12 protein-coding genes are annotated in these 12,903 nt (G+C 51.7%); 2 read left to right on the top strand and 10 right to left on the bottom strand.

From position 1 onward, the window contains the following. Positions 1-38 precede the first annotated feature (38 nt). The 4 genes from AC127K_RS02755 to AC127K_RS02740 form a co-directional block, all read right to left on the bottom strand. The gene (locus AC127K_RS02755; protein WP_483721472.1) at positions 39-1,514 is read right to left on the bottom strand and encodes a restriction endonuclease subunit S; all 1,476 of its coding nucleotides are present in this window, start codon (positions 1,512-1,514) and stop codon (positions 39-41) included. Beyond that, positions 1,511-2,947, bottom strand: coding sequence for a class I SAM-dependent DNA methyltransferase (locus AC127K_RS02750; RefSeq protein WP_483721471.1), 1,437 nt, complete (start codon positions 2,945-2,947; stop codon positions 1,511-1,513). Before AC127K_RS02750 ends, AC127K_RS02755 begins: the two co-directional genes overlap by 4 nt. 49 nt (positions 2,948-2,996) lie before the next feature. Beyond that, positions 2,997-5,312, bottom strand: a complete 2,316-nt coding sequence (hsdR, locus tag AC127K_RS02745) for an EcoAI/FtnUII family type I restriction enzme subunit R (RefSeq protein ID WP_483722168.1) — start codon at positions 5,310-5,312, stop codon at positions 2,997-2,999. Between the two features lie 199 nt (positions 5,313-5,511). Continuing rightward, a complete protein-coding gene (locus tag AC127K_RS02740) occupies positions 5,512-5,964 on the bottom strand; it encodes a hypothetical protein (protein WP_483721470.1) in 453 nt (150 codons plus the stop codon). A gap of 116 nt (positions 5,965-6,080) precedes the next feature. On the opposite strand from AC127K_RS02740, the gene AC127K_RS02735 reads away from it, so the two are divergent. Next, positions 6,081-6,323 (top strand): helix-turn-helix domain-containing protein, encoded by a 243-nt coding sequence (locus AC127K_RS02735; RefSeq protein ID WP_483721469.1) that lies wholly within the window; start codon positions 6,081-6,083, stop codon positions 6,321-6,323. 82 nt (positions 6,324-6,405) lie between these two features. On the opposite strand, the gene AC127K_RS02730 is transcribed toward AC127K_RS02735, so the two are convergent. The 5 genes from AC127K_RS02730 to AC127K_RS02710 all read right to left on the bottom strand — a co-directional run bounded on the left by AC127K_RS02730 (position 6,406) and on the right by AC127K_RS02710 (position 9,891). Further along, positions 6,406-6,732, bottom strand: coding sequence for a hypothetical protein (locus AC127K_RS02730; protein ID WP_483721468.1), 327 nt, complete (start codon positions 6,730-6,732; stop codon positions 6,406-6,408). Positions 6,733-6,760: 28 nt separating this feature from the next. After that, positions 6,761-8,146, bottom strand: a complete 1,386-nt coding sequence (locus AC127K_RS02725) for a relaxase/mobilization nuclease domain-containing protein (protein WP_483721467.1) — start codon at positions 8,144-8,146, stop codon at positions 6,761-6,763. Between the two features lie 4 nt (positions 8,147-8,150). After that, positions 8,151-8,432 carry a plasmid mobilization protein gene (locus tag AC127K_RS02720; protein WP_483721466.1) on the bottom strand — a complete coding sequence of 94 codons (282 nt, stop codon included), beginning with the start codon at positions 8,430-8,432 and terminating at the stop codon, positions 8,151-8,153. 199 nt (positions 8,433-8,631) lie between these two features. Then, entirely contained in the window at positions 8,632-8,994 is a 363-nt protein-coding gene (locus AC127K_RS02715) for a TnpV protein (protein WP_483721465.1), read from the bottom strand. Positions 8,995-9,006: 12 nt separating this feature from the next. Continuing rightward, positions 9,007-9,891: a ParB/RepB/Spo0J family partition protein gene (locus tag AC127K_RS02710; RefSeq protein ID WP_483721464.1), complete on the bottom strand. Its 885-nt coding sequence runs from the start codon at positions 9,889-9,891 to the stop codon at positions 9,007-9,009. Positions 9,892-9,941: 50 nt separating this feature from the next. Between AC127K_RS02710 and AC127K_RS02705 the strand changes: the two genes are divergently transcribed. Further along, entirely contained in the window at positions 9,942-10,169 is a 228-nt protein-coding gene (locus tag AC127K_RS02705) for a hypothetical protein (protein ID WP_193502279.1), read from the top strand. A gap of 31 nt (positions 10,170-10,200) precedes the next feature. Here the strand turns inward: AC127K_RS02705 and ppdK are convergent, their stop codons facing one another. Continuing rightward, positions 10,201-12,867, bottom strand: a complete 2,667-nt coding sequence (gene ppdK / locus AC127K_RS02700; RefSeq protein WP_483721463.1) for a pyruvate, phosphate dikinase — start codon at positions 12,865-12,867, stop codon at positions 10,201-10,203. Positions 12,868-12,903 lie beyond the last annotated feature (36 nt).

The following is a 12,903-nucleotide window of genomic DNA, read 5'->3' as shown; positions in this document are numbered from 1 at the left end:
TTTACACTTCCTCAATAAAAATAGTAAATGGATTTGCTTCACATCAGGTGATCACACAACGGCAATAGATGATCTAGTTTTTGGACAATACGTTTTTGTTCGGCAAGTGGCGGGAGAGGAATCAAGAATTGTTCCAAACTTTTTGCAGACAAATTAGGTTGCGCCGTTCCATTATCATACTTTTTAATTTCTTGAAAAAATAGAGGTGAATCCAAATATAGCAACAAAAAATCATTGTCGAATATTGCGGTATAATAATTTCTCAAGATTACCAAAGAAGAAGCAATTGCTCCTTTATCAAATGGGTACACACCATGCTTACCTAATGAGCCTCTAATACAAACCACTACATCGTTCTTTTCTAATTTTCCATTACCTAATTTATTGTATTGTTCTTGTGAGAGGCATAATAAGCTTTCATCTTGTACAACCGTTTTCCCATCTAAATTTACTGCACTAATAAATGGAATACCTGTAGTTGAGAGTTTTGACTTTGCTGGGTAATTTTTGCCTCTATCACCATTGAGTACCACCCAAATTTGAGATAATCTTACCCACATCCATCCTTCCGGAATATCAAAGGGCTTTTCATCGTCGGTGATTTCGGGCAGAGGCTTTTCCTTTTTGATTTTCTTCTTGGCAATTAGGCGCTGTTTTTCCTGCTGAATTTGGGCAAAGAGTTCCTCAGCTGTACCTTCCTCGGGACGCTGTTCCACCAGTTTACCCTGAATGGCGTACTGCAGGAGGGATTTTTTCATGTCTTCCGGGAAGCGGCTGTTGAACTGTTCCAGCTTGCTCCATGCCTGCTCGTAGCGGTCAATATAAGGCAACAGTTCCTCGATTTTGGCAACAATTCGCTTTTGTTCAGCTAGGGGAGGAAGCGGGAAGGGCAATTCAACCATTGTTTCTGTTCCGACTCTCGGCATTTTTACACCGTAGGTGACAGAATTGATAATAAAATCTACATGAGGAGATTTCAAGAAATAAACTACATATTGCGAATCTATGTTTCCAAACAAATTGAATGGAACGATCTCCGACGAACAGATGCCAGCATTAGGAGCAACAAGAATCTTTTTTAAGTATGGGCGAAGTTTGCTGTATAGGACTTGACCTTTATAGAATTGAACTTTGTCTCCAGAAATCTTTCGTTCGGATGCTTTGCAGGTATTGACGATTTTTCCACTTTCTTTCTCGATATCCTCAAGATCCAATGACCACATATCTCCTGTAATGTCATTTGCAGATACTTTTGGTTTTCGATGATTATATGTGCTTATATCTCCAAATCGTACCCACATCCAATTCTCCGGAATATCAAAGGGCTTTTCATCGTCAGTAATTTCAGGCAACGGCTTTTCCTTTTTAATTTTCTTTTCAGCAATCAGACGCTGCTTTTCCTGCTGAATTTGGGCAAAGAGTTCCTCTGCTGTGCCTTCCTCAGGGCGCTGCTCCACCAGTTTTCCCTGGATAGCGAGCTGCAAAATGCTATTTTTCAGTTCCTGTGGGGTCATTCTGCAGTTCCTCCCAGCATGGTGGTAATCTGTTCCAACACCCGATCAATCTCGGCATTGAGGGACGAACGCTGTTCCTCGTAACGATGAATCAAATCCAGCGGGGCCAGAATTTCTTCTTCCTCGTGAGGATAACCACATTGATCCAGATTATAGCCCAGTTCATCAGTAAGCTGCTGAGCTGTAAACTTCTTTGCTTTATCAAAGCCGTCCTCGGTAATTTCCTTACGGTCATTCCACCAGTCCAGAACAGGCTGGAAATGCTCCAGCTTCATGGGCTTGGTTTTGGAGAAATGTTTATAACCCTCTGGCATGTCCAGGCGATAGAACCAGGTTTCCTCGGTGGGATGGGTCTTATCAAAGAAAAGAATGTTGGTAGTGATAGAGGTATAAGGCGAAAACACGCTGCCCGGCAGACGGATAATGGTATGCAGATTGAACTCCCGGAGCAGCTTTTTCTTGATGTTGACTTTGGCGTTGTCAGTACCGAACAAAAATCCATCCGGCAAAATCACCGCTGCCCGACCATTCTGTTTCAAACGATACATGATGACCGACATAAACAGGTCGGCAGTCTCACTACTGGCCAGATCGGCAGGAAAATGATTTTTCACGTCCACCTTTTCGCTGCCGCCGTAGGGCGGATTCATCAGCACTACATCCACCTGATCGTCTTCGGTGTAGTCCAACACATCGTGGAGCAGTGTATTGGCATGGTATACCTGCGGCACATCCAATCCGTGAAGCAGCAGGTTGGTTACACAAAGCATATACGGGAACTGCTTTTTCTCGATTCCGTAAATGGAATTGCTGTACTTTTCGGCATCCGCGGTACTTTTAATCTTCTTTTGCAGTTCTTTCAGCCAGCTAATGATAAAGCCACCTGTACCGCAGGCAAAATCTGCCATGGTTTCTCCAATCTGAGGCTTGATGACCTTGGCCATAAAGTCGGTGACAGCGCGGGGTGTATAAAACTCACCAGCAGAACCGGCACTTTGCAGCTCTTTCAGAATGGTTTCATAAATTTCCCCGAAGGCATGGCTTTCTTCATAGTCGCTGAAATCAATGTCATCGATCACATTGATGACCTGCCGCAGCAACACACCGTCTTTCATGTAGTTGTTGGCATCGGAAAATGTGGTTTGCACGATTGCCTTTTTGATGGGAGTGGATGCGTCCACCGGCAATTTTTTCAGCGTCGGGAACATCTTGTTGTTGACAAAATCCAGAAGTTTATCGCCAGTGAGGGCGGTACCGGACTTATCATCATGTGCCCAGTTTTGCCAGCGGCACTCGGCGGGAATGATGGATTGATACTCCTCATCATCCCATTCCCAGTCCTGTTCCTTGGCGTCGTACACCTTCAAAAACAGCATCCAGGCAATCTGCTCAATACGCTGTGCATCGCCGTTGATACCGGCATCATTTCGCATGATGTCCCTCAGCCGTTTTACAAATCCTGTCAAGTTGCTCATGTGGGGGTTAACCTACCTCGTCTGTATAGATTGCCTGTTCCAGTTCCTGTACTGCTTTCAGATAGCCCTGCTTACCGCCAAAATACCCGGCAATTTTTGCAGGCTTGCCCAGTTTCAGGAATGGATCAAGCTTTAGAATTTCTGTTTTCTCAATCTCATAAATGCCCGTATTCATGTACTTATCCAGCAACGCTTCCAGCACTTCTCGCGCTACGCCACTGTACTTGCTGAAAAAGTCACGCCTTTTCACATTGTTGGCACGTTCCTTACGGGTAAGGGGTTTTCTGTCAAAAGCCACATGGCAGATGAAGTCAAAGTCATCCACATCGGTCATGTTCTGGTCCGCTTTCAGCAGTTCCAAATCAATTCCCCGATCATGGAGCAAGTCCCGAATCTGCTCTTTTTTATCCTGTGCAGACCACTGCCGAATAAAATTATCCAGAGAAGCATACTCACCCAGGATATTCTCCTTGGTGTAGTCCACAATGCTTTCCTGCCGCAGCAGCTTGCCGTTGGCATCATACACAGATACTGTTTTGTGGATGATCTGTACCTGACAACCGTTTCTATCCACAATGGGCTTTTTCCTCTGCCCTGGTGGCGTCGGTTCATCTCCTTTTCCGTCACCATCCGGGGGATCTTTCTGGTCGGGCTGCTTCCCGCCGGGCGTGTAGCCTTCATTCATTTCGATGGGCCCATCCCATTCAGGATCAGCAAACAAGCGCGTCACATTGCGGAAATCCATAACCACAAAATGGGTCTTACCTTCTTTTTCCCGCAGTCGTGTACCACGGCCAATGATCTGCTTGAATTCGGTCATGGAACCGATCATTTCATCCAGCACAATCAGCTTGGTCATCTTGCAGTCGGCCCCGGTAGAAAGCAGCTTGGACGTGGTTGCAATCACCGGATAGGGTGACGAAACAGAGATGAAGTATTTCAGTTTCTTTTTCCCGTATTCATCACCGCCAGTAATGCGTACCACATAGTCGGGATTTTTCTTCATCATATCGGCGTTGAGCTTTGCCAGCGCATCCCGCATACGCAAAGCCGCGTCCTCTGTTGCACAAAACACGATGGTCTTGGCCATGCGGTCCGTGCTCTTCAGGTAGTTAGTGATTTCCTGGGCCACCTGTTGGATTCGATCCTCGATGATGATATTGTAATCGTAATCGCTGTTGGTATAAATCCGGTCAGGGATTTCTTCTCCGTTGATGTCTTTCTGCCCTTTGCGCGGGCGCCAGCCTTCCCCAATGTCGGTCATGATATTGATGACTTTAAATGGAGCAAGGAAACCGTCCTCAATCCCTTCTTTCAGGCTGTATGTATAGACCGGTTCGCCAAAGTAGCTGAGGTTGGAGATATACTTGGTTTCCTTGGGCGTAGCAGTCATGCCGATTTGCGTAGCGGATTGAAAATACTCCAGAATTCTGCGCCAGCGGCTTTCCTCTTTCGCAGAACCTCTGTGACACTCATCAACAATGATGAGATCAAAGAAATCCGGTGTAAACAGTTCGCTGAAATGTTCCTCGTCATCCTCGCCTACCAGCTGCTGATACAACGAGAAATATACCTCATGGGAAGTGATGGTGCTTTTGTCATCCTTTGCTACATTAATTTTATGGATGACCTTTTCCAGCGGTGCAAAATCCTGCTGGATGGACTGATCGACCAGAATGTTTCGGTCAGCCAGATAGAGAATCTTGCGCTTCATGCCACTTTGAAGCAATCTGTACACGATCTGGAAGGCAGTATAGGTCTTACCGGTGCCTGTGGCCATGACAAGGAGAATCCGTTGCTGTCCGCGCGCAATGGCATCCACCGTCCGGTTAATGGCGATACGTTGGTAATAGCGCGGAGGATAGGTATTCTGGCTGGAATAATAGGGCTGTTCCAGGATGGTTTCCTGGCGGGGCGTCAAGCCAGATTCTTGCTTGTAGCGGGTAGCCAACTCCTGTTCCGATGGAAATTCGTCCAGGCCGATCTCGCGCTCCTGGCCAGTCAGGAAATCGTGCTCCATAAAACCGTCGCCATTGGAACTATAGGCAAAGGGAATATCCAGCATTTGAGCATAGGTCATTGCTTGCTGCAGACCATGGGAAACAGCATGGGTATTGTCTTTTGCTTCCACAATCGCAATCGGATTGTTTGCACTGAGGTACAGGATATAATCTGCCCGCTTGGGTTTTTCACGGAATACAAAGTTGCCCTTCAGGTTAATCTTACCGTCTGTGATGCGGGTCTCCATAGTGATCTTTTCCCGGCTCCATTTAGACAAAATGGCAGGGGTAATGTACTGGAGTTTAATATCCTCCTCACTCATTTGATGCTTCGGCAGGATTGTGCTCACATCAGTTTCCCCCTTCCTTTTTCTTTGGCTCCGGCGTTGCTAAGTTTCATTAGCGGTTTACGGCACAGTAGTTTTATTTTGAAATGTTACATCACATTTGACTAAAAAATATATAATTATCCACATATAATTATACCTGTTATCATAGAAAGCACAACACATTTTTCACATTTTATATGAACTCTGCTCCTATTTTTATATCGTATATAATCTTTCCTTTCGATTTGGCTAAAGCCGAGAATTGTGCAGCACCCCCAAATAAGCGGGTTACATAGGTAACCACATAGTCTGCATGCTCAATCATCCACTTATTGCGCCAGGGGATGGCGAAGCGTTTTGGAACTTTTTCGATTCCGTCTGGCAGCAATGTGTCAGAAGAATCATCTGCCCTTTTCTTGGCAGACGGCATATAAGCAAGAACAACGGCGTATCCAACCTCTGGATACGCCGTTGTTACTTCTTTCAGAATAGAACGCACCAGACGGTCAAAATTGCCCTGATTTCCAACATAAAACATGGTTACTCCGTGATTCTCGATCAGATCAATTACCGCCGTCCGGATTTTCGGTTTGATAGTTTCCGGGCAGTCACGATGTCCAAAGAAGGTACATGCTTTCTTTTCCATACTTTTCACCTCAAATATAGGCTATACATAGCCTAATAGTAGCACGCATAGCCTATATTTGGCAACTGAGTTGTTTATTCTATATATGACAAACAATTCAGGGGAGGCGAAAGCGCATGGATACCGTTACTGCTGTCCGCAACCGTATTTTGGAATTATGCGGAGAACGTGGTATCAGCATCAACAAATTGGCTACGATTTCTGCGCTTTCGCCGTCCAGCATTAAGAACATTTTGTACGGGAAAAGCCAGAACCCGAAACTGATTACTATAAAGATGATTTGCGATGGTTTGGACATCACATTGGGGGAGTTTTTCTCTACACCTGAGTTTGATAGTCTAGAACAAGAACTGAAATAGCAAACAGCCCCTACCTGTGCATCCATACACAGGTAGGGGCTGTCGCTTATGTCACGTTACAAAGTGGTAGTGCAGGCTTTTCTTACAGCGGCTCCGCGTCAATCCAGTCAATGATGCCGTACACGTTTGCCGCCAGAGTGCAGCGCCAGACGGTGCGGTCACGAACCTTGGCAAAGTCGATGGTGCATTTTCGAGGGGCATAGCGTTCCCCGGCGCCGCGCCAGCAGGCCAGGCGGATCTTCTCGCTGGTGTCCAGATCAGTGAAGTAGCAGAACAGGCACATGTGCTTGCCCCAGGTGCGGTGATCGAGGCGCAGCCGGAAAGTCCCCGCCTTCTCGGGGCGCTGGTACTGCTGCAGGTTGGCTTTCATGCGTTCTTCATAAGTAGTCAAAATTCCGTAGGGATTCATTGTCTTTGTCCTTTCTGTGGTGGGGTGGTTATCGCTCTTTCTGGTGGGCGGCGCGCTGCTGCTCCCGGTCGTTCAACATTTGGATGTTCTCCCGCATACGTTTGACACGGGAAGGGATTTGTTGGGCTGTGTGCAGCTTCTTTCTTGTTTCGGTGATCTGTTTGGTCAGTTCATCCTTTTCCGTGTGGAGAGCCTCGCACTCGGTCGGGTCGCGGCAGCGGCGCAGGCGGTTGCGGCACTTGGTGCGCCGGGTTTCCAAGACGGCCAGTTTCTGCTCTTGCTCCGATGTAAATGCAGCTACGTCCTCTGCGGTATTCAGAGAATACCGTTCCAGAAGATGCAGCTGCTTTTCAATTTCTGCCCAGCGGCGGTAATCCTCCCGCATAGCCGGATGGGGCGGGCGGTAGTTGGGTGTTGTGGTGGGCAGCTTGCCCAGCAGATAGCAGTAGTACAAGTAGGTGCGGTAGATGCCAAACGCCTCCATAATGGCCTTGCGGAAGTCCTGACGCAGCTTCTGGTCATGGGGATGCACCGGCGGGTAACGCTTGTTGTAGATCTCCATACGTTTGAAAATTCCTATCTCATGATTCTGCTGGATACGCTGGGCCATTGCCTGCGGGGTGTATTCCTCACCCAGCGTCTTGAAGCGCACGGCGCGTCGGTCATGGGGCAGTTTGATGGTCGGGTATTTATGGTTGGGGTTGAAGTCCACCTCGTAGCCCATCTTGCGCAGGATGCGGGGCAGATCTCGGGGCGTTTCGCTGCGCAGGATGGCCAAATCAATGTCCTGACGCATGACGTTATACCGGGTGGGCTCTCCGGCTTTCTCGGCCAGATAGAGGTTACGAGGCACCCGGTGGGCATCCTTTTTGTCTACCACCGAAAGTCCCTGCTCCCGGCACAGTTCATCCGAGGCGTCCTGCAGAGTACGGTAGGTCTTTTTGCAATCGTTGTACCGCTTGCCGTCCACAAAGGACACTGAGTTGATGACGAAGTGATTGTGGCAGCAATCGGTGTTCAGGTGGGTGGCCACCAGCACCTGAAACCGGTCACCCCACACCCGTTTGGCCAGTTCCACCCCGATGGCGTGACACTGCTCCGGCGTGACTTCACCGGGGCGGAAACTTTGGTAGGCGTGAAAGGCCACCGTGCCGCCGGTCTTGCCGAACTGCTGCTTGGTCAGCTCCATCTGTTGGCGGGCAATCTCCGGCACACAGTTGATGCCGCTGACAAACAGCTGGCTTTCCCGGGTGGTCTTGGCATCATTGGCGGCATACTGCAGCACATCGCTCAGATCGTCCTTGCCCGCAGACAGGCCGGTCAGGTCCGGCAGGCGGGTCTTTTCTTCATTTCCGGCATAGCGTATGACCGCATCCAGACGCCCTTTCACGGGCCAGATCTTGGTGACAGCCATCTTCTCATTCCTCCTTCTGCGGCACAGTAACTGCCCTCTGGACGGCCAGCAGCGTGTCCAGAATCTCCCGCTGTACCTCCGGCGTGTTGTCCTTGTGGTAGAGAGCGGTGAGGGCATCCAGCACCTGCCGGTAGTCGGCGGTGGGCAGCTGCCGGGGCACCTGGTTGCGAAGTCGCATACGGATGTATTGGGAGAGTGTCAGCCCACATCGGGTGGCTGCCTGTTCAAACAGCTTCTTTTCTTCCGCTGTCACCCGGATGTTCATCTGTACGTTTCGAGTCAACATAGTTTCACCTCCATATAGCAAAAGACCGGGCATCGCTGCTCGGTCTTTGCATTGTTGCGTTGTTGGATTTTCGGGGGTCATAGGGGCTGCGCCCCTTACCAGCGTCCTGAGCTGGGGCGACGTATGGCTTGCAAAAGCTATACAAAGCCAGTGCTCGTTACCCCTGCGGACAGGTCTTTTTGTACAGACTGAAAAGGAATCACTCCTGCGCTTCCCCGTACAGAAGGTCCGGCAGGACCGCTTCCTCGGCTGCATTCTTGATTGCATTCATGCGCCCTGCCCAGGCCAGCGGATCGGCCTGTTTGAGGGCTTCATCCACGCCCTGCTGGCGGGCCATCCGGGTGATAGTGTCCTCTAACATCTGTCGGGCTTCGGCGTCAGCATCGGCCAGGTGGCTGTGTAGCGTTCCTTCCAGAAGCATGAGGTCGAACAGGTCAGGACGATGCTCCTGCAGGAACTGCCGCCGCAGCTCACCGTATTTGCCGATGGGGCGGGTGTCGGTTTCGGGGAGGATCAGGTCGGGAATGAGATAGCCGTTGATTTCGGTGTAAGTCAGTTTCATGGTGTGCCTCCTTCAGCGTTCCGGTGTGTCCTTGTTGTAGCCGCGTTTGTGCTGCCAGGTGTGGAGCAGATGGAGAATGACCTGCTGCATCTGCTGCGGGGTGTAGTGCTTGGGAAAATATCGCTGCACGTCCTCCTGATTGAGGAAGAACTTCTGCCGCTGGTTGGGCTTTTTCTCGGTGAGCAGGTGATGCAGGTATTCACGGGTCAGAGTTCCCGCCTGGCTCATCTGTTTGAGGGTACGGGACTGGGTCAGGGACGGGGTGGCCTGACAGGCGTCCATCTCCTCTTTGAGCATCCTCTGGTGTTCCTCGGTCAGGTAGGAAATCTCCACCGCCGGATTGAAGGCGATTTGGTATTCGTCCACCATCTGGAGGATGGAAGGGATCAGGTGGGTCAGGCGGATGTAACGCTGGACGGTGCGGCCACTTTCATTTACAGCTTGACCAATTATATCTGCCGACTCAATATTCCCGACAACTTGTCGGGAATTCTTGTTTGGCCGACCGGCCTGCCTTCTGATCGCTTCCATCTTCATCTTATAGGCAAACGCCTTCTCGCTGGGCAGGATATGCTCCCGCTGGATGTTGCTGTCCACCATCAGGATCACCGCCTCATCGTCGGTCATTTCCCGGACCAGTACCGGCAGTTCGGTGATGCCCAGGGCCTCGCAGGCGGCCTTGCGGCGGTGTCCGCTGACGATCTCGTAGCGACCATCCCCACGGGGGCGGACCAGCAGCGGCGAGAGAACACCGTACTCCCGGATGCTTTCCTTGAGTTGTTCCATTTCCTCGCCGCTGGCCACCCGGAAGGGATGCCCCTGAAATGGTTCCAGCAGACCGGCTGAAAGAGCGATTACTTTTTCAGCCTGTGGGTTTTGGGCTTGGTTTTCTGCCATGACAATACGCTTCCTTTCTTGGTAAAAATAAGGCTTGCAAGAGGCGTTTTGTGCCCAAAAATGTATACGAAAAACCGGGTACATTTTCAGAAAATCCAGATTTTCCAGGCCCAAAATCGCCTTTTGAACAAAAAGTAGGCATAAAAAATCCCCCTGCAACTGAAATCAGTAGCAGGGGGATTGGCGTATTACAGGTAGATCTCCAAGTCGATATCACGCCATCGGCTTGGCTTTATCACGCTGTTATGCGTTTTTTGGAATGCTTGCGCATCCTCTAAGCTGAGCGTGAGCTCCAAGAGTCCAACGTAATTACTTGCGAGGATTCTTGATAGCGGCCTGAGCAGCAGCCAGACGAGCGATAGGCACACGGAAGGGAGAGCAGCTGACGTAGTCCAGGCCCACATTGTGGCAGAACTCAACGCTGCTGGGATCGCCGCCGTGCTCACCGCAGATGCCCAGACCCAGGTTGGGGTTGGTTTCGCGGCCGTCATGGGCAGCCATCTTGACCAGCTTGCCGACGCCGACCTGGTCGAGATGCTGGAACGGATCGCTCTCGTAGATCTTGTTGTCGTAGTAAGCGGTCAGGAACTTGGCAGCGTCGTCACGGCTGAAGCCGAAGGTCATCTGGGTCAGGTCGTTGGTGCCGAAGCTGAAGAAGTCAGCTTCCTTGGCAATCTGGCCGGCGGTCAGGGCGGCACGCGGAATTTCGATCATGGTACCGACCTGATACTTCATGTCAACACCGGCTTCAGCAATCAGCTTATCGGCGGTCTTGACGACGACATCCTTGACGTACTTCAGTTCCTTGACTTCGCCCACCAGAGGAATCATGATGTGCGGAGTGATCATCTTGCCGGTCTCAGCAGAAACCTTCAGAGCGGCCTTGATGACGGCGTTGGTCTGCATCTCGGCGATTTCGGGGTAGGTGACGCACAGACGGCAGCCACGGTGACCCATCATGGGGTTGAACTCGTGCAGGCTGACAACCACGTTGTTCAGCTCTTCGGTGCTCATGCCCATATCCTTGGCCAGAGCCTCGATCTCTTCGGGCTTGGTGGGCAGGAACTCATGCAGAGGCGGGTCCAGATAACGGATGGTCATCGGACGGTCTCCCATGATGCGGTACATAGCGGTGAAGTCGGCTTCCTGATACGGCTCAACCTTGGCCAGAGCGGTCTTGCGCTCTTCCACGGTGCGGGCGCAGATCATCTCACGGACAGCCTTGATGCGGTCCTCGGCGAAGAACATATGCTCGGTACGGCACAGGCCGATGCCTTCAGCGCCCATATCCACAGCGTTCTGAGCGTCGCGCGGGTTGTCGGCGTTGGTCAGGACCTTCATCTGGCGGGCAGCGTCAGCCCAGGCCATGAAGCGCTGGAAGTTGGCGTTCTCGGTGGAAGCCACGGTAGCGATCTGGCCTTCGTAGATGTTGCCGGTGGAGCCGTCGATGCTCATCCAGTCGCCTTCATGGAAGACATGATCGTTGATGCTGATGGTCTTGGCGTCATAGTCGATGGCAACCTTGTTATCGTTGCCGCAGCCGGAGACACAGCAGGTGCCCATGCCACGGGCCACAACGGCGGCGTGGCTGGTCATGCCGCCGCGGACGGTCAGGATGCCCTGAGAAACCTGCATGCCGACGATGTCTTCGGGGCTGGTTTCCAGACGGACCAGGACAACGCGCTTCCATTCGGGGTCCTTGACCTTCTCTTCGGCGTCTTCAGCGCTGAAGACCACACGGCCGCAGGCAGATCCCGGAGAAGCGGCCAGACCCTTGCCGATAGCCTCGGCAGCCTTCAGAGCGGCAGCGTCGAACTGGGGATGCAGCAGGGTATCCAGCTGCTTGGGCTCCACGCGCAGAACAGCGGTGCGCTGATCGATGACGCCCTCGTCCACCAGGTCGCAGGCAATCTGCAGAGCAGCCTGGGCGGTACGCTTGCCGTTACGGGTCTGCAGCATGAACAGCTTACCATCTTCGATGGTGAACTCCATGTCCTGCATATCCTTGTAGTAGTTTTCCAGGCGGGTGGCGATCTCCACGAACTGGTCGTAGACTTCGGGCATCTCCTCATGCAGCTTGCTGATGGGGGAGGGGGTACGGATACCGGCCACGACGTCTTCGCCCTGGGCGTTGATCAGGTACTCGCCCATCAGCTTCTTCTCGCCGGTAGCGGGGTTACGGGTGAACGCAACGCCGGTGCCGGAACGCATGCCGGAGTTGCCGAACGCCATCTGCTGAACGTTGACGGCGGTGCCCCATTCGTAGGGGATCTCGTTCATCTTACGATAGACGTTGGCGCGGGGGTTGTCCCAGGAACGGAAGACGGCCTTGACGGCGCCGATCAGCTGTTCCTTCGGGTCCTGCGGGAATTCGCTGCCCTGCTTTTCCAGGTAGATGGCCTTGAATTCCTTGACCAGTTCCTTCAGGTCGTCGGCGGTCAGGTCCACGTCCTGGGTCACGCCCTTCTTCTCCTTCATGGCGTCGATGCGCTCTTCGAAGAAGCTCTTGCCCAGTTCCATGACGACGTCGGAGTACATCTGGATGAAACGGCGATAGCAGTCATAGGCGAAACGGGGGTTGTCGGTCTTCTTGGCCAGACCTTCCACAGCCTGGTCGTTCAGGCCCAGGTTCAGGATGGTGTCCATCATGCCGGGCATGGACATACGGGCGCCGGAACGGACGGAAACCAGCAGGGGGTTCTCAATGTCGCCGAACTTCTTGCCGGTCTGCTCTTCCAGGATACCCATGTACTTGAAGATGTCGGCGCGGATCTCTTCGTTGATCTCGCGGTGATCGGCATAATACTGGGTGCAGGCTTCGGTGGTGATGGTGAAGCCCTGGGGAACCGGCATGCCGGCGTGGGTCATCTCGGCCAGACCGGCGCCCTTGCCACCCAGAATGTTCTTCATGGTGGTCTGGTCACCGCCGAAGGCGTCATGACCTTCTTTGAACAGGTAAAGGAACTTCTTGCTCATATCTTACCTCCATATGTACTACGGTTTCTTCCCGGC

It is taken from the genome of Subdoligranulum sp. DSM 23681 (assembly GCF_057005535.1).
The sequence above is the reverse complement of the archived record's forward strand: the minus strand, read 5'-3'. Positions and strand labels throughout refer to the sequence as shown.